We start from the raw sequence: 18,292 nt of genomic DNA on the forward strand, positions 1-18,292 counted from the left end.
CAGGCGCATCGGGTCGAAACCCGCGAGATCAGTCTTTCATCGATTGTTCGCGCAGCGAGTCGGCGAGCAGGTTCAAGCCCAGCACGAACGACATCAGTGCGATCGTCGGCGGCAACGCCGGGTGGATGAAGGAGCGCAGCAGGCGGCTGGCGTCCTTGATCGCAGTGCCCCAGTCCGGACTTTCCGGCGCCAGGCCAAGGCCGAAATAACCGAGCGTGCCGAGCAGGATCGTGGTGTAGCCGATGCGCAGGCAGGCGTCGACGATCAGTGGCCCGCGCGCATTGGGCAGGATCTCCCATAGCATGATGTACCAGGGCGATTCACCGCGCGTCTGCGCCGCCGCCACATAGTCACGCGTCTTGATGTCCATCACCAAGCCACGCACGATGCGGAACACGCCGGGGCTGGACGCGAACACCACCGCCACGAAGATATTGAGCTGGTTGGGGTCGATATGCACGATCTTCAGCGGATCGGCGTCGAAGACCAGGCCGGCATAGATCCAGCCGCCGAGGATCAGGGTGATGCCGAGCAGGATGTAGAGCCGGTCGGGCCGGTTTTTGTAGCGGGTCCAGAACAGCACGCTGAAGAAGATGATCGGGAACAGGAAGAAGACGCCGGCCATGCCATAAGGGATCGGCGTGTCCATGATGCCCGGCGTCACCAAAAGGTAGAACAGCAGGATCACAGGGAAGGCCAGCACGAGATTGGCCAGGAACGACAGCACGGTGTCGATCTTGCCGCCGTAGTAGCCGGCGGGCAGGCCGAGCGTGATGCCGACCATCAGCGCGAAGCCGGTTGCCGCAGGCGCGATGATCAGCACGATCTGGCTGCCATAGACCATGCGCGAAAACACGTCGCGCGCCAGCTTGTCGCCCCCGAACAGATAGGTCAGCCCCGATTTCGGTTCGACGGCGCCCGGCAGCACATCCTTCATGATGGGAATCTGGGCCAGCGGATCGAAGGGAGAAACGGTCGCGGCGAAGATTGCCGTGAACAGCCAGAACAGGCAGATGCCGACGCCGACGATGCCGACACCGCTGTCGAACAGCTGGCCGTAGAGCGCCAGCTTCTTCTTGTAGGCGAAGCTCGCGCCCATGACGATGACGAGCGCGATCCAGACCGGCCAGAAGCGCGACAGCACTTCGAGAACGACGGTGAAGCCACTGATGTATTGAACCGGCATCCGCTTCGCTCCCTACTGAACTCTGATACGCGGATTGAGAAATGCGTAGCCGACATCGGAAATGAGCTGCGTGATCAAGACGATGAACACCGAGACCAGCGAGCAGCCGAGCAAAAGGTCGATGTCGTTGTTGCCGGCCGCCTCGACCAGCGTGTAGCCGAAGCCCTGGTAACGAAACATCACCTCGACGATGACGACGCCGGTGAGCAGCCAGGGAAACTGCAGCATGATGACTGTGAACGGCGCGATCAGCGCGTTGCGCAAGGCATGTTTGACCACGACGCTGCCGAAGGAAAGACCCTTCAACCTGGCAGTGCGGATATATTGCTGCGTCATCACTTCGACCATCGAAGCACGCGTCATGCGGGCGATATAGCCGATGCCGTAGATCGCCAGCGTCATCACCGGCAAAGTGAAATTGTAGAAGGTGATGCCCTGGCTGGCCGAAGCCGCCGAGCCGTTCAGCCAGCCTAGCCATGAGGCGAAGATGACGGTGAAGATGACGCCCGACACATATTCAGGCGTCGCCGTCGAGGCGATCGACGCCACGGACAGCACCCGGTCGGTTCGCGACCCCTCGCGCATGCCGGCCAGAATGCCGATCAGCAGCGAGATCGGCACCATCACCATCAGCACCCAGAACATCAGGATGCCCGTAGCGCCAAGTGCCGGAAACAGTTTTGAGGCGACGGTCGCCTTGAACTTGGTCGAGCAGCCGAAATCGCCCTGGAAAACGCCGGCGAAGGTCGGGACGAGCGGATCGTTGCAGAAGGAGAAACGCTGCGCCGGCTTGCCGGTCGCCGGGTCTGTCACAGGTTGCTTGGGCACCACGCCCAGCCACTGCCCATAGCGGACGAAGAAGTTCTGCCGATAGCCATGGTTGACCAGCCAGCTCTCGAGCTGCTCGGCCGACGTATGCATTTCGGTCTGGCTGATCGCCAGCTTCTTCAGATTGGGTTCGAGGTTGATCAGGAAGAAGACGACCATGGTCAGGCACAGCATCGTCAATGCCATGGTGCCAAGACGCCTGATAACGAAGGAAAGCATGGCGGCCCCCTGCCGATGGGTTGGGGTTTGAGCCGGCTATGAAAGCCAACCCTGCCGTGACCGGCGGGGCTGGCTGTCAAACAGGCCTTCGGATGCGATCAACCCTGTTTTTGTTGCATGGCCTTGCCCGCGAGTCCGTAACTTTTTTGAGAAAGTGCGGACCAGGAGGGACGGACGATGCAAAGAGCAGGGGAAGGGAGCGAGCCCCTTCCCCTATGTCGATGCGATCAAGCCTGCTCGAGCCAGATCTTGCCGTAGTCGCGCTCGAAGGTCGGGTGCATCTTGTAGTTCTGCACCGCCTTGACCGAGTGGCTGTAGAGCTTGCGCCAGTACGGCTGGATCATGATGCCGGAATCCTGCAGGATCTGCTCGATGTCCTTCATCATTTCCTTGCGCTTGGCGGCGTCGGCAACGGCGAGCGCCGCATTGAGCTTGGCATCCCAGTCCGGATTCGACCAGCCGGCCTCGTTCCAGGCCTCGCCGGTGCGATAGGCGATGGCCAGAACCTGGACGCCGAGCGGGCGCATGTTCCAGTTGGTCATCGACAGCGGATACTTCGTCCAGTCGTTCCAGAACGTCGAACCCGGCAGAACGGTGCGCTTCACCTTGATGCCGGCGTCGCGCAGCTGGGCGGCGATCGCATCGCCGGTGTTCTTGTGCCAGTCCTCGTCGACAGTGATCAGCTCGTGTTCGAAGTCGGCCTGGCCGGCTTCCGCCATCAGCGCCTTCGCCTTGGCCGGATCACGGGCAACCTTGGGCAGCTCGTAATATTCCGGATGGATCGAGCAGACATGGTGGTTTTCGGCGACCGAGCCGGCATTGCCGTAGCCGAGCTGCAAGACGACATTGTTGTCGACCGCAAGCTGCAGCGCGTTGCGCACCTTCTGGTCGCCATAGGGCTTGTTGTTGACGTTGGTGCGGCAGACGATGGTCGACGCGGTGACGATCTCCGACTTCACCAGGTCCATGCCGTCGAGGATCGATACGTAGTCGGCCGAAGTCTCGAAATTGGTGTGCACTTCGCCGGCTTCGAAAGCGCTGACCATGGCTGCCGGATCGGTGCCGTAGTCGATGAATTCCAGGCCGTCGAGGAACACTTCGCCGTCCCACCACTTGTCGTCGGTGCGGCGCTTGTAGACCACCTTCTGACCGACATCGTAGGAGACGAGTTCGAACGGACCGGTGCCGATCGGGCAGGCCTTGAAGTCGCCGCCCTTCTCGTCGAAGGTCTTGTGGACGATGAGGCCGGGATAGTCGCACATGTTCGGAATCAGCGCGATGTCCGGCTTGGTGAGCTTCAGCACGACCGTGTGGTCGTCCGGCTTGGTCACGGCGCTTTCGTCGAGCTTGTCGTCCTTGACCAGCGAGCCGAGACGGCCGGGCATGGAGTTGCCTTCGGCTTTCTTGTCGGCCCAGCGCTTCAGGTTGAAGATGACGTCATCGGCTGTGAAGGCATCGCCATTCGACCAGGTGACGCCCTTGCGCACATGCAGCGTGTACTGCGTGGCATCGTCGTTGACGTCCCAGCTTTCCAGCAGATAGGGGCGGAACGTGTATTCGGACGTGTACTTGACCAGCGGCTCGAGCGCCTGGCGCTCGGCATTGGCGATTTCCGACCAGTCGGCCTTGCGCGGGTCCTTGGGATCCTTGATCCACTGGGCGATCTTCAGCGTGCCGCCCTTCTTGCCCTTTACCTCTTCGGCCTTCGCCGGCGTCGGATCGGCGAGCCCGAGCAAGCCGTAAGCCATTGCCGTCGATGCGCCGAAGACGCTGGCCATGGCCAGGAATTCGCGGCGGTCCACCTTGCCTGCCTTGGCTTCTTCGGCCATGGCCAGGATGTGATCCGGAACGCGATCGCCATTACTCTTATAAATTGTCATGACTTAACTCCCATTGTTGGCTTTCCGCCTTTTAACATTCCGCATCCAGGCCATGATGTCAAAGACGGCGTGGATTGAGAACATGTTAGGGAATGTGCAACTTTGAAAGGGGAGCGGTTCGCGTGATAACGACAGTCTTGGCGCAAATTTGCTACTGTCCGATGGATTCTTCTGGAATCTCGATAGTCGATTAAACTGAGACATTTACTCCAGCCCGAACAGCGCCAGAATCGATCCATCATGAGGCCAAAAGCCCTGCCGAATTATCAGTATTCCTTCTCGTAGAAGATGCCGCCCTTGGCTTCGCCGGCATCGTTGGCCTCGCCGCGCAGCTTGACGCCGCGCCCGACATTGAGGTCGATCGTAGCCTTGCCCGAGCCCGGGTTGTCGCCCTTCTGGATCGTGACATAGGTGCGGTCGTTGAGGTATTTGCCCGCCGAAACCGCCGTGCCGCCCTGGTCGTCGGTGGTGACGTCGAGATCGTCGACGCCAATGGCGCTGCGCAGGTTTTCCAGAAGCGACGTCGAGCCGCCGACGCCGGCCAGTTGCCCGGCGGCCTCGGCTAACTGGGCGATCTGCAGCGGCGACAGGTTCGACATCGAGCGGCCGAAGATCAATTGCGCCAGCACCTCGTCCTCGGGCAGTGCCGGCACGGAGGAGAAGGTGAACTTCGGATTGGTCGCTTCGCCCGACACCACGATGGTGACGGTGGCGCTGGTCGTCGTCGTGGTCGCCGTCAAATTGAGATAGGGCACCAGCGAGCCGGAAAACCCGACCGTGCCTTCGGTGAAGGTCAGCCGCTTGCCGAGGATCGACAGCCGTCCGCGCTGCAAGGTGAAGGTGCCGACCGCTTGCGGCGACGAGGCCGGGCCGGTCAGCCTGAGCGAGCCGCCAAGTTCGGCATCGACGCCCCTGCCCTGGATGAAGATCTGGTTCGGGGCGTTGACCGTGACATCGAGCGCAAGGCCGCTACCGCCGCCCTTGCCGCTGGTCGTCGGCGGCCGCAGCGCCTTGTCCTGTGCCTTGACCGCAGCTGGCGCGTTCTTGTGCTTGACGTCGAGCGCCGCCAGCGAGCCCGGCAATTTGTCCGGAACCGTGATCACCGTCTTGGCGAGATTCACGGTGCCGGCAATGACCGGTGCGGAGGTCAGCGGTCCCTTGATCGTCAGGTCGCCCCCGAGATTGGCGGTCACCACCCTTCCGTCCGTATAGCGGCCGTCGACCAGCTTGATCGACAAATCGGCCGGAAAACCCTGCGCCGGGTTGATGCCGACCGTGCCGCTGGCCGACAGGCTGCCGCGCGTCGACAGCGTTCCGGTCAGCCGGTTGATCCTGGCGACGCCGCCGGCAATCGTGACATCGGCGGCGAGATCGTTGACGGCGAGGCCGGAGCGCGCATCGACAAGGCGCGCACCGGAGGTGCTGACGCTGCCGCCGATGACGGGCGATGTCGCGGGACCGCGCACCTGCACGTTGACATTGGCCGTGCCCGTCAGCGACATGCCTTGCGCGGCGAGCTTCTGGCTCAGCAGGCCGAACGGCACGGCGCCATTGAAGTCGAGCACCAGCGCCGGCGTGCCGGCCGTCGTCACGGTGCCGCCGCCCTTGAGGCCAAGGCCGGCGCCATCGCTGACATTGGCGGTGAAGGCCAGCTTGTTGGCGGCAAAGGTGCCGGACGAGGAAACACTCACCGCCCCGACACCAGCGCCTCGGGTCTGCGATGTTTGCACGCCGGCCGCATCGATATTGAAGGCGACCGCAGGGCTGGCCGGCGCACCCGTCACCTTCACCGTGCCCGAAATCGAGCCGGCGGCGTCGAGGCCGGCCGAGAAACTGTTCGCAAGCGACATCGGCACCCGCGCCAGCGTCGCGTTGATGTCGAGCGCCGTGCCGACCTTGCCGGTTACCGTCGCCGTACCACCGCCAAGGTTGAGCACCAGCCTGTCCAGCGTCGTCGTGCCATTGGCGATGCTGACGGTCGAGGCCTGAGCAATGGCCGCCTTGATGCCCTGGACGGTCGCCTGGCCGGAGGCAAGCTCGATGGTCGTCGTGCCGTTGGCCACTTTCACGCGGCCAGCAGCCTGTGCCGGAATGCCCTTGACTGTGGCGCCGCCGGAAAAACCGGTCCAGTCGCCGTCGCGCTTCAAATCGACATCGATGCCGCTGATCACGGTGCCGCCCGAAATGACGGTGTCGGCGCGGACCTTTCCGGAGATCACGGGCGCCGCCAGATAGTTGGCGACCAGCGCATCGATCGAGACGGCTTTCGCCTGCAGGTCGCCGCGCGTAATCGACGCTGTCGCCGCCTTGATGGCGACCTGGGGTGCTGCGCCATTCTTCGAGAAGGCAATCGTGCCGCGTACGTCGCCTTCGGCCTTTTCCAGCGCCAGTGCCGCCAGCGGGCCGATATCGGGCAGGTCGAGCGCGATGGTGCCGACAGGCACGAACTTCTCGTCCAGCGCCAGATCGCCGGAGATCCTGTTCTTGCCCAGCGACAGCAGCAGGCCGTTGATGGCGCTCTTGCCGTCAGCCGTCGCCAGCACCGCGCTGCCTTGCAGCGCCTGGCCGGCGACATTGCCGGTCAGTTGCACGTTGGCTGCCGGATTGGCGGCATCGGCCTTGCCGGTGGCGGTCAGCTTCAACCCGGTGATCTCTCGCGCCGCCACCAGCAGCCTGTCGCTGTCGACCGTCAGTGACAGGTCCGGCGCGGTGGCCGACCCCTGTGCGTTCAACGCAAAGGCGATGGCGCCCTTGGCATCCTTCGACAGCAGAGAGATGTCGCTCAGCGCGCCCTTGATGTCGGCGGCCACCTTGTTGTCGGCAAGGCTGGCTTGCCCGTCGGCGGTCAGCGCACCCGAGGCCAGCTTCAATCCGCCTATGTTGATGCTGCCCTTGGGATCGCGCTTCAGCGTGGCGCTGATCTCAGCGCGTTCGCCAAGCATGCCGCGCGCCGCCGCCGGCAAGGCCGACGATGGGGCATCCGCCTTGAGATTGAGGTCGATGGCACCGTCTCGCAGCGATACCTGGCCGGCGACCTGGCTGTTCAACGCATCGCTCTTGAGCGAGCCGCTGTCGATGGCAAACAGGTCGGCCGTCAGGCGGCCGCTGACGGCTGCCGTGACCTTGCCGGCGATCAGCGGCGCGATCACCGGATTGTCGAGACCGACCTTGTCCACCGACACTGTGCCGGAAACCGGCCCTGCACGGTTCTTGAGATCGAACGCATCCGAATGCAACGCCAGGGCAAGCCCGTCCACCCTCGCCGGACTGGTGACGATCGAGGGCAGGATCGCGGAGACATCCAGGCGGGCCCGCGTGCTCTCGCCCGCCACCTTTGCCGACAGCGACTGGATCTCGATCTTGACCGGGCTCTCGGCGCTGCCGACAGTCAGGGGCAGGCTGGGGCCGGATGATATGAGATCCAGCGCAAAATCGCTGGCGCCGTTCGGGTTGAGGGTGCCGGCCGCCTTGCCGGAAATCTTGTCGCCGGTCAGCGTCGCCTGATCGAGCATCACGCCGCCGGCCAAGGTGTAGCTGCCGGCCGCATCGACGGCGAGCAGCCCGAGCCCGGCCTGCCGGGTCTGGCTGGTTTCGATACCGGCCAGTTGCGCATTGAAGCGGACATCGGGCGCGGCCGGCGGTCCGGTCACACCAGCCGTGCCGCTGAGCGTGCCCACGAGGCCGGGCGAAAATTCATTGGCGAGCGCCGCGGGCAGTGCCGAAAATTGCGCCGCAAGGTCGAGCGTCTGACCGGCAGTGCCCGACAGCGTCACCGAACCGCCGCCGACATCGAGAGCCAGTTTCTCGATGCTGGTCGTGCCGTTGGCGATGCTCATTGTCGACGCCTGAGCGATTGCCGCCTTGATGCCGCGAACAGTGGCTTCGCCCGAGGCAATCTCGACGCTGGTCGTGCCATCGGCGATCTTCACCCGGCCGGCAGCGGTTGCCGGAATGCCCGCTATGGTGGCGCCGCCGGTGAAATTGGTCCAGTCGCCGTCGCGCTTCAGGTCAACGCCGATGCCGCCGATTTCGGTGGTTCCGGAGGTGACGCTGTCGGCCTTGATCGAACCCGCGATCGCCGGCGCCTTGAGATAATTGGCGATCAGCGCATTGACCGTGATGGCCTTGGCCGTCACCTCGCCGCGCGCGATCGACGTGCTCTTGGCATCGATGGCGACGGAGGGCGCGTCGCCCTCCTTGGCAAAGCGGATGGTGCCGTCGATATCGCCCGTTATCGCCTGGCCGGCAAGTGCGGCCAGCTGGTCGATGGCAGGTGCATCGAGCGTCAGCGTGCCGAGCGGCATGAATTTGTCGTCGAGCGCGAGATCGCCCGAGACCTTGTTGTCGCCGAGCGAGACCAGAAAACCATTGATCGAACGCTTGCCTTCGCTCGTCACCAGCGCTGCCTTGATGTCGAGCGGCTGGTCGTCGACGGAGCCGGTCAGCGATACGTTGGCGGCGGGACTGGTGATATCGGCCTTGCCGCTTGCCGTCAGCTTGATGCTCTTCACCGTGCGGCCCGATGCCGTCAGGCTGTCGCTGTCGGCGGTAACGGTGAAATCCGGCGCCGTCATGGCGCCACTTGCCGACAGCGCGAAATCGACGCCACCGGCAACTGGCACGCCGACCGTCGGCGACAGCACGGAAACGTCGCCCAGTTTGCCCTTGATGTCGGCCTGGATGTCGGTGCCTTGCATGCTGGCCGTGCCGGCGGCGCTGAGCGTGCCGGACGTGAACTCGATCGAGTTGGCGGCGAAGGACCCTTGTGGATCGCGGGCCGCGCTTGCCGAGAATTTCACCCGGGCGCCGAGCACCGAGGCGATCTGCGGCGGAAAGGCCGTCGCCACGGCATCCGCGTTCATCTTCAGCTGCATCGACAGGTCGGCAAGCGCCACCGTCGCGGTCAGCGAAGCGTTGAGCGCGTCGGAACGCAGCGTGCCCTGGTCGATGGCAATGGCATCCTTGCTGACCGACCCGGCCAGATCGACATCGATCCTGCCGGTGATCAGCGGCGCCAGCGTCGCCACGTCGGTGTTGAGGCCGCCCGCCTCCAGCTTGACGGTGACCGGCCCGGCGCGGTTCTGGATGTCAAAACCGTCGGAATGGATCTGGGCCGCCAGATCATCCAGCCGCGTGCCGCCGGCGACGATGGAGACGAAGGAGGCGCCGACGTCGATGATCGGCGCCTTGCCGTCGCCGAAGGCGCGGGCGGTGGCATTGCTGATCGCCAGCGTGATCGGCTGCGCCTTGCTGCCGACGCTGATCACCACGGGTGGACCCTTGGCGGCGAGTTCGACCGAGAGGTCGCTGGCGCCGGCAGGATCGACAATGCCGGTCGCGGTGCCGTGCACCGCATCGCTGTCGATGTTGGCGCGGTCGACACTGACGCCACCGGCCGATGTGGCGGTGCCGGCAATGTCGAAACTGGTCTTGCCGGCAAACAGCGGCTTGAGATTCTCAGGCAGGAAGCGAGCGAAATCGCCATCGCCCTTGGCCTCGATATGATTGCCCTTGTCGGTCAGTTGGTGGCGACCCGTCAGCTGGGTGACGATCTTGCCGTCGACCGAGAACGTGCCGATGCCGTTCCAATTGGCGAGCGGCCCGGTGCCCGAGACATTTATGTCGACCGGCGGCGTGTCGGGCAGCTTGAGCAGGTTGGCGATGATACCGCCTGCCGGCTCCGAGGCCTTCAGGTCGAGATCGAGCCTGTTGTCTGCCGGCGCAAAGTGGATCTTGGCGTCGACATTACCTTGCTTGCCGTCATGGCGGGTGATGTAGAGCACCGTCTCGACCGCCAGTGGCGCGGCATCGGCCTTGACCGATCCCTTGGCCGCAAGCTCTGCGATGCCGCTGCCGGCCAGTTGCTGGCCAAGCGCGATCTCGGGCAGATCGATCTGCTTGATGTCGATGGAAACCGGCAGCGTCGTCGTGCCGCTCGGCGCCGGCTGTTGCGTGCCGGCCACCGGCAGGCGGGCCAGTTCGATGCGCTCGGCAGCGATACGGTCGGCGCTGAAGCTTTTCGACAGCAGCGCCAGCGGCGACCAGTCGACGGCCACCTTGCGCGCCACCAGCCAGGCGCCCTCGCGATCCTCCAGCACGACATGGTCGACGCTTAGCGCCCCGGACCAGATGCCGTCTATGCCGCTGACCGTGATCTTGCGGTCGTCGTTCGAGGCCAGCCGCGAAATGATGCCGGCGAGATTGTCGCGGCCGCGCTCGGTCTTGGTCAGCATCACCAGCGCGCCGATCGCTCCCGCAACCACGATCAGCAGCGTGTAGAGAACAATGCGGAGGATGCGCCAGACTGTTTTCATCGCTCAGAATGCCTGTCCGATGCCGGCATAGATGCCGAAATGCGGGTCACCCGGATCGCGGTTGAGCGGCACGGCGGCATCGATGCGCAGTGGCCCGAACGGCGTGACATAGCGCAGGCCGACGCCGGCGCCGACCTTGACATCGGAGAAATCGGGAGCCGATTTGGTCGATACGGTGCCGGCGTCGACGAACGGCACGATGCCGATCGTGTCCGTGATGGCGATGCGCATCTCGACCGAGGTTTCGAAGAATGACAGGCCGCCGATCGGCTGGCCGGTGAAGTCCTTGGGTCCGATGCCCTGATAGGCATAGCCGCGCACCGAACCGCCGCCGCCGGAATAGAAGCGCCGGTCGGCTGGCACATGTTCGAGGCTGGTGCCGACGATCGAACCGATAGCGACACGTTCGGCCAGGACGAACTTCGAAGCCGAATCCAGCGACTGATAGGCCGACCCTTCGCCCCTCAGCTTCAGGAACGCCGCACCGCTCAAAATGTCGTAGCTGGGCTCGGCATAGGCCAGCACCCGGAAGCCGCTTGTCGGGTTCAGCCGGTTGTCCCGGTTGTCGTAGACATATTGCAGCGGAATGCTGGCGATCAGGTATTTGTGTTTGCCGAAAGCGTCGTGGATGCGAGAATAGTCGAGCGCCACTTCCGCCGAAACCGTCTGCTTCTTCGTCAGTTCGTAGGACAGCCCGGTACTGCCCTTGACCGAGAAATGGTCGTAGGCGTCAGGATGTTCGAGCACCGTCTTGACGCTGGCGAAGAACTTCGATGCCGGCCCGATCACGCCCGGCTTTTCGAACATGATGCCGGCATTGTAGTTGAGCTCGCCGAGATCGTTGCTGCCGATGCCGCTGATCTTGCCCTCGATGCGCAGCTTCTCGGCCCGGCCGAACAAATTGCGGTGGCCCCAATAGCCCTCAAGGCCCAGCCCCTCGGTGTTGGAAAAAGTGCCGCCGACGCCGAAATAGCGTGGCTTGCGCTCGCTGAGCTGGACGCCGATCGGAATGTTGCGGTCGGCATCGAGCGTGTCGGCTTCCTTGAACGTCACGCTGTTGAAGACCTCGAGCGCCAGCAGCCGGTCGCGCGCGTCGTCGATTTCTTGCGGCGAATATTGCCGGCCGCGCTTGAGGCCGGTCATGTATTCGGTGAAGTCACGGTCGACCTTCTCGGTGCCTTCCACCGTGGTCGGGCCGTAGCCGGCGACCGGTCCGGCGGCGACCGTCAGCGTCACGTCGAGCGTCGAGGTCGCATGGTCGGCGACGATCTGGCGGTTTGTCACCTTGGCCAGCGGTCTGCCTTGCTCCTTCAGCGTCCGCACGATCAGCGCCTCGGCCTTGAGCACCGCGCCGGATCCGGCGTCGCCGCCTGATATCAGGCCATAATCGGCGCTCATCAGTCCTGCCGCATCGCCCTCAAGGTGGATATTGCCCAAGGTGAATTTCGGCCCGGTGGCAATGTCAATGACCACGGGAACCGGCTGCGGCCCCTTGAATTCGGCATCCGGCGGCAAATCGTCGAGCGGCTTGCCGTCGATGGTGACGGTGACGACGCCTTCGTAACGGGCATCGGCATAAAGCGCGGCGACAAGCTGTTCGCGGTCGCTGCGCGCCTTGGCCATCAGCCCGAGCGAGCCTGAAACCGGACGCTCCTCGTCACTCTTCAGCGCCGAGGCATTTTCGAGCTTCTTGACCAGATCCTTGTCGGCGTCGGGGGCATTGATGGTCACGGCGTAGCGCAGGGGATCGACGATATCGGCATCCTCGTCGCTGGACGATCCCCACAGCTTGATGCCGAAAAGCTCGAAAGCGGCCGCCGGGCGCGATTCGGCGACGAGCACGGTCGAGCACATCATGGCCAGCAGCAGGGCGCGCGGAAGCGCACGCCCTGGCGCGCGACCTCCTGACATCTGCTCTTCATGCGCCGGCATTAAGACAACCTAGATTACAAAACTAAAATTGGAATGAAGTTCTGAAGCGCTCGTAAAGGGGCCACAATCCAATTGTCTGAAATAGGGCGGGCTTGGAATTCACACCTTTTGCGTCGCCGCAAGAATGCGTGATCCCCTGTCCTATGGAGGTACTACCGGTCATCGGCCGGAAAGGAAACCGCTGGCAGGCGGAACCCTGCCGCGTCCTTGTGTTGACAAGCCTGACTGAAGCTTGATCATGCCCGGACGTCAGCTGTGTCTGGAGGGGTGTTATGGCAATGCGCGCGGCTCGTGGTCTGTCTATCCTGATTCTTCTGTTTTTCGCCTGGGCCAATGTCCTGGCCTGGAGCAGCGCCGCGCAAGCGGCCGAGGCCCGGCGAATAGCGACAACGGACAATTCCGACTATTTCGGCTTTGATCTCAGGTCCGACCAGAATGTGACAATCGACCAGTGCAAGACGACGTGCCTGGGAGACCCGGCCTGCCGCGCCTTCACCTACAACAAAAAAGCCAAATGGTGCTTCCTCAAATCCGACTACAACCAGCTGAAAACCTTCAACGGCGCGGTCGCGGGCAAGGTCGTCAACATCGATGGCGATCCTGATATCGGCGCGCCGCCGGAACTCGCTTTCTTCCCCAACTGGATGGCCGATCAGGCCCAGCAATACCGCAACAAGCTGCTCGGCCCGGCCTATGACAGACCTACAGAAGGCATGGCTGCCTTGCATAACGCCGCCGAACAGGCCGTGCTGACCGGCGATCACCGCTCCGCCATGCTGAAATACGAGGCCGCGGTCTCGGTGCTGCCCGATGATGGCCAGCTCTGGCTCAACCTGGCGCGTGAAACGCTGGCCGTTCAGCCCGCCGCAAGCACCTCCGAAGCATCCACTTTGCCGGCGAACGGCACGTCGGCCGCTTTCAATGCCTATAAATTGCTGCGCACCGCCAAGACGCGCGCCGAAGTGCTGGCGCTGCTCGGCAACGGGCTCGACAAGCGCGATCTCTACCGGCCGGCGCTGCAGGCCTATGAGGCCAGCCTTGCCCTGAACCCTTCGCCGGCGGTCCAGGCCGACTATGCCGATCTCAAGGCCCGCAAGGGTTTTCGCGTCATCGACCATACCGTCGACGCCGACACCAGCGCGCCGCGCATCTGCGTGCAATTCTCCGAGGATCTGGTCAAGACCGGCGTCGACTACGCGCAGTTCGTCACCGTGGACAATGCACCGCCCAAGGGCGTCGAGGCCAAGGACAAGCAAATCTGCGTCGAAGGACTGGAGCATGGCCAGCACTACGACGTCACCTTCCGCGCCGGCCTGCCGGCGGCAATCGGCGAAGTGACCGCGGCCCCCGTGGTGCTGTCGATCTATGTGCAGGACCGCGCACCGTCCGCCCGCTTCACCGGTGACAGCTTCGTGCTGCCGGCTGGCGCGCGCCGTGGCATTCCGATCGTCACCGTCAACATGAACGCCGCCGAGATGAAGCTCTATCGCATCGGCGATCGTTCGCTCGCCCAGCTTCTGTCGGGCTACCAGTTCCTGCACCAGCTCGACGGCTATGACATCTCCAACATTTCCGAGCAGATGGGCGCGCCGGTCTGGCAAGGCCAGCTCGACATCGCCAATGATCTCAACAAGGAGGTCACCACCTCCTTCCCGGTCGACGAGGCGGTGCCGCAGCGCAAGCCCGGCGTTTACGTGCTGACCGCCCAGGCCGTCAACGACAAGAGCGACGACTACAATTCGATGGCCACGCAATGGTTCGTCGTCTCCGACATCGGCCTGTCGACTTATACCGGCCAGGACGGGCTCAATGTCTTTGCCCGTTCGCTGGGCAGTGCCAAGCCGATAGCAGGCGCCGAACTGACCCTGGTTGCCAGGAACAATGAGGTTCTCGGCACGGCGACATCGGATGCTGACGGCCATGCCGTCTTCAACCCCGGCCTGACGCGCGGCGACGGCGGCATGGTGCCGGCCGTGCTGATGGCCAAGCAGGGCGACAATGATTTCGTCTTCCTCGACATGGGCCGGGCCGGCTTCGATCTGTCCGACCGCGGCGTCACCGGGCGCGCGGCGCCCGGTGCGCTTGACGTCTATGCCTGGACCGAACGCGGTATCTACCGCGCCGGCGAGGATGTTCATGTCGCGGCCCTTGCTCGCGACGGCGCCGCCAAGGCAGTCGAGAACCTGCCGCTGACCTTCATCTTCTCGCGCCCCGACGGTGTCGAAAACCGCCGTATCGTCAGTGACGGCGCATCCGCGGGCGGCCATGCCGTCGACCTGCCGCTCGAACCCAACGCCATGCGCGGTACCTGGTCGGTGTCGATCTACACCGATCCCAAGCAGCCGGCGGTGGCCAGCCACATGTTCCTGGTCGAGGATTTCGTACCGGATCGCATCGAATTCGACATGAAGGCCGACAAGCAGGAAATCGCCCTGGGCGAAACCGCCAATATCGACATTGACGGCCGCTTCCTCTATGGCGCTCCGGCGGCCGGCCTGGCGCTGGAAGGCGAGCTGACGCTGTCGACGTCGCGCGACTGGGACCGCTTCCAGGGCTTTTCCTTCGGTCTCGCCGACGAGCAGTCGGCCGAACCCACGGTCACCCCCCTCGCCGATCTGCCGGTGGTCGGCGATGACGGCAAGGTGACCTTCCCGGTCTCCGTCGACCAACTGCCCTCGACCACCAAGCTGGTCGACGCCAAGGTGACGGTGAGGATGCGCGAATCCGGCGGCCGCGCCATAGAGCGCTCGCTCAACATCGGCATCCGCCCGCAAGGCCATATGATCGGCATCCGTCCGGATTTCGCCGACAATGAAGTGCCGCAGGGTGGCACCGCCAAGTTCAGCCTGATCGCCGTCGATCCCGACGGCAAGCGCGAGGCGCTGAAAGGCGCGCAGTGGACGCTGGTCAAGGTCGAACGCAATTACCAGTGGTACCGCTCCAACAATTCCTGGAACTACGAGCCGGTCAACTTCACCAAGTCGATCGCCAACGGCCAGGTCGACCTCAGCGCCGACGGCGACGCAACGGTCTCCGTGCCGGTCGACTGGGGTCAGTACCGCCTCGAAGTCGAGACATCGGATCCCGAGGGACCGGCGACAAGCTACGAGTTCGATGCCGGCTGGTATGTCTCCTCGACCACCACCGAAACGCCCGACGGCCTCGAAATCGCCCTCGACAAGGACAATTATGCCGCCGGCGAAGTGGCCAGGCTGAAAGTCTCGCCGCACTTTGCCGGCGAACTTCTCATCAACATCGGTTCCGACAAGCTGTTGAAGACCGTCACGGCATCCGTGCCGGCCGGCGGCAGCACGGTCGACATCCCGGTCGGCGACGACTGGGGCGCCGGCGCCTATGTCACCGCAACCCTGTTCCGGCCCGGCGAGGCGCAGGAAACGCGCATGCCGGCGCGCGCCATCGGCGTGAAATGGCTGAAGGTCGATCCGGGCTCGAAGAAGCTCGCCGTCACCTTGACGCCACCGGGCAAGACCATGCCGCGCCAACAGCTGTCGATCCCGGTTTCGGTCGCCGGCGTGCAGCCGGGCAGCAATGCCTATGTCATGGTTGCCGCCGTCGATGTCGGCATCCTCAACCTGACCAACTACAAGGCGCCGGATCCGGAGAACTGGTTCTTCGGCCAGCGCATGCTGGGCATGGAAATCCGCGACATCTACGGTCGCCTGATCGACGGCTCGCTTGGCAACACCGGCAAGCTCAGGACCGGCGGCGACGGCGCCAACATGCAGGCGCAAGGCAGCCCGCCGACCGAAAAGCTGGTCGCCTTCTTCTCCGGCATCGTCGAGCTCGATGCCGACGGCAAGGCGCGGGTCGACTTCGACATACCGCAGTTCAACGGCACCGTGCGCGTCATGGCCGTCGCCTGGACCAAGGATGCGGTCGGCCATGCTCAGTCCGATGTCATCGTGCGCGATCCCATCGTGATCACCGCCGGCCTGCCGCGCTTCCTGGCGCCTGGTGACGCCGCAATCATGCGCCTCGATGTCGCCGACACCGATGGTCCGGCCGGCGACTACGCGTTCTCGATCGAAACCACGGGCGACCTCTCGACCGGCGACAAGCCCCTGCCCCAGAAGCTGACGCTCGCCCAGGGCAAGCGCCAGACGTTGACTGTCCCGCTGATCGCTCAGACGGCCGGCAATGCCTCGCTCACCATCAAGCTTGCCCATGCCGACGGCACCAAGGTGGAGCAGACGCTCTATGTGCCGGTGCGCCCGGCGCAATTACCGGTGACCACCCGGCTGGTGGTCGACCTCAAAGGTGATGGTGGAGCGCTGCGCGTCGACAAGGAACTGCTGGCGGCAAGCCTGCTCAATGGTGCTTCTGTCAGCGTCGGCGTCTCGCAGGCCGCCGCCTTCGACGTGCCGTCGCTGCTGATGACGCTCGACCGCTACCCCTATGGTTGCGCCGAGCAGACCACCAGCCGCGCCATGCCGCTTCTCTACGTCAATGAATTGGCATCCGGCATCGGCATGGCCAGCGATCCCGACATCCATGGCCGCATCCAGGATGCCATCTACAAGGTTCTGAGCTATCAGGCCTCGGGCGGCAGCTTCGGCCTGTGGGGCCCGGGCTCCGGCGATCTGTGGCTCGATGCCTATGTCACGGACTTCCTGACCAGGGCGCGCGAGCAGAAATACGACGTTCCGAGCCTGGCCATGAACCAGGCGCTGAGCAATCTGCAGAACTCGCTCGGCTACGACCAGAGCGTCCAAGACCGTGGCAGCGAGATCGCCTACGCCCTCTACGTTCTGGCCCGCAACAAGAAGGCCTCGATCGGCGACCTGCGCTACTATGCGGACACCCAGCTCGAAGCTTTCTCAAGCCCGATGGCCGTTGCCCAGCTGGCGGCAAGCCTGGCGCTCTACGGCGATACACCGCGCGCCGAAGCCACCTTCAAGACTGCCTTGCAGTTGGCAAAGTCCACCACCGACTACGACTACTACCGCTCCGACTACGGTTCGCGGCTGCGTGATGGCGCGGCGATGCTGGCGCTGGCGGCGGAATCGAAGCCGGTGCCGACGATCGTGCCGGAACTGATCAAGCTGGTGACCAGGGAACGCGCCGAAGCCCGCTGGACCAGCACCCAGGACGAATCCTGGATGCTGCTGGCGGCCCGCGCGCTCAGGGAAGGCAATGAAACGATCACGCTGACCGTCAATGGCGCGGCGCATTCCGGCGGCTACTCCAACCAAGTCGAAGGCTCTGACCTGGCCGACAGCCCTCTGACCATCGCCAACACCGGCAAGACCCCGCTGCAGGCCGTCGTCACCACGGTGGCGTCGCCGGTCCAGCCCTTGCCGGCAGGCGGCGACGGCTTCACCATCAGCCGCACCTACTACAAGCTCGATGGCACCGAAGCCAATGTCACCGAGGCGACGCAGAACGAACGCTATGTCGTCGTGCTCAAGGTCAACGAGCAGAACACATGGCCGTCGCGCCTGCTGGTCACCGACCTGTTGCCGGCCGGCTTCGAGATCGACAATCCCGGCCTGGTGTCCAGCGCCCAGTTGACGAACTTCTCGTGGCTGGCGCAGACCGATGCGGCCCATCTCGAATTCCGCGACGACCGTTTCGTCGCGGCGTTCAACCCGGCCGACGGCGACCATGACCACAATCTGACCCTCGCCTATGTCGTGCGCGCGGTGACGCCGGGTACCTATGCGCACCCGGCGGCAACGGTGGAGGACATGTACCGGCCGCAATATTCGGCCCGCACCGCCACCGGCATGATGGAGGTCAAGGCGCCGTAAGGCGCTGATGGTGATGGACGCGATAAGCAAAGTGCCCCCTCACCCGCCCTCCGCTTCGCTCGGTCGACCTCTCCCCGAGGGGAGAGGAGACGACCAGCGCCGGCGCCAGTCTCTTCTCCCCATCGGGGAGAAGGTGGCCGCGAAGCGGCCGGATGAGGGGGC

The 18,292-nt window shown here is 64.1% G+C and carries 6 protein-coding genes; 1 reads left to right on the forward strand and 5 read right to left on the reverse strand.

All coding sequences use genetic code 11. From position 1 onward, the window contains the following. Nucleotides 1-28: 28 nt before the first annotated feature. The 5 genes from NKI66_RS28130 to NKI66_RS28150 form a co-directional block, all read right to left on the reverse strand. Nucleotides 29-1,186, reverse strand: coding sequence for an ABC transporter permease (locus NKI66_RS28130; protein ID WP_023813215.1), 1,158 nt, complete (start codon nucleotides 1,184-1,186; stop codon nucleotides 29-31). A 12-nt stretch (nucleotides 1,187-1,198) separates the two neighbouring features. Next, complete coding sequence (locus NKI66_RS28135; RefSeq protein ID WP_023813216.1) at nucleotides 1,199-2,233, reverse strand: ABC transporter permease; 1,035 nt, start codon at nucleotides 2,231-2,233, stop codon at nucleotides 1,199-1,201. Nucleotides 2,234-2,460: 227 nt separating this feature from the next. Next, nucleotides 2,461-4,113 carry an ABC transporter substrate-binding protein gene (locus tag NKI66_RS28140; RefSeq protein ID WP_023813217.1) on the reverse strand — a complete coding sequence of 551 codons (1,653 nt, stop codon included), beginning with the start codon at nucleotides 4,111-4,113 and terminating at the stop codon, nucleotides 2,461-2,463. A 266-nt stretch (nucleotides 4,114-4,379) separates the two neighbouring features. Further along, nucleotides 4,380-10,427 (reverse strand): translocation/assembly module TamB domain-containing protein, encoded by a 6,048-nt coding sequence (locus NKI66_RS28145; RefSeq protein WP_352753691.1) that lies wholly within the window; start codon nucleotides 10,425-10,427, stop codon nucleotides 4,380-4,382. A 3-nt stretch (nucleotides 10,428-10,430) separates the two neighbouring features. Next, on the reverse strand, nucleotides 10,431-12,359 hold the full coding sequence (locus NKI66_RS28150; protein ID WP_352753693.1) for an autotransporter assembly complex protein TamA: 1,929 nt from the start codon (nucleotides 12,357-12,359) through the stop codon (nucleotides 10,431-10,433). 272 nt (nucleotides 12,360-12,631) lie between these two features. Between NKI66_RS28150 and NKI66_RS28155 the strand changes: the two genes are divergently transcribed. Then, nucleotides 12,632-18,130: an alpha-2-macroglobulin family protein gene (locus NKI66_RS28155; RefSeq protein WP_352753695.1), complete on the forward strand. Its 5,499-nt coding sequence runs from the start codon at nucleotides 12,632-12,634 to the stop codon at nucleotides 18,128-18,130. Nucleotides 18,131-18,292: the final 162 nt, after the last annotated feature.

The sequence above is a fragment of the Mesorhizobium sp. M0518 genome (assembly GCF_040321125.1).
Lineage (GTDB): Bacteria > Pseudomonadota > Alphaproteobacteria > Rhizobiales > Rhizobiaceae > Mesorhizobium.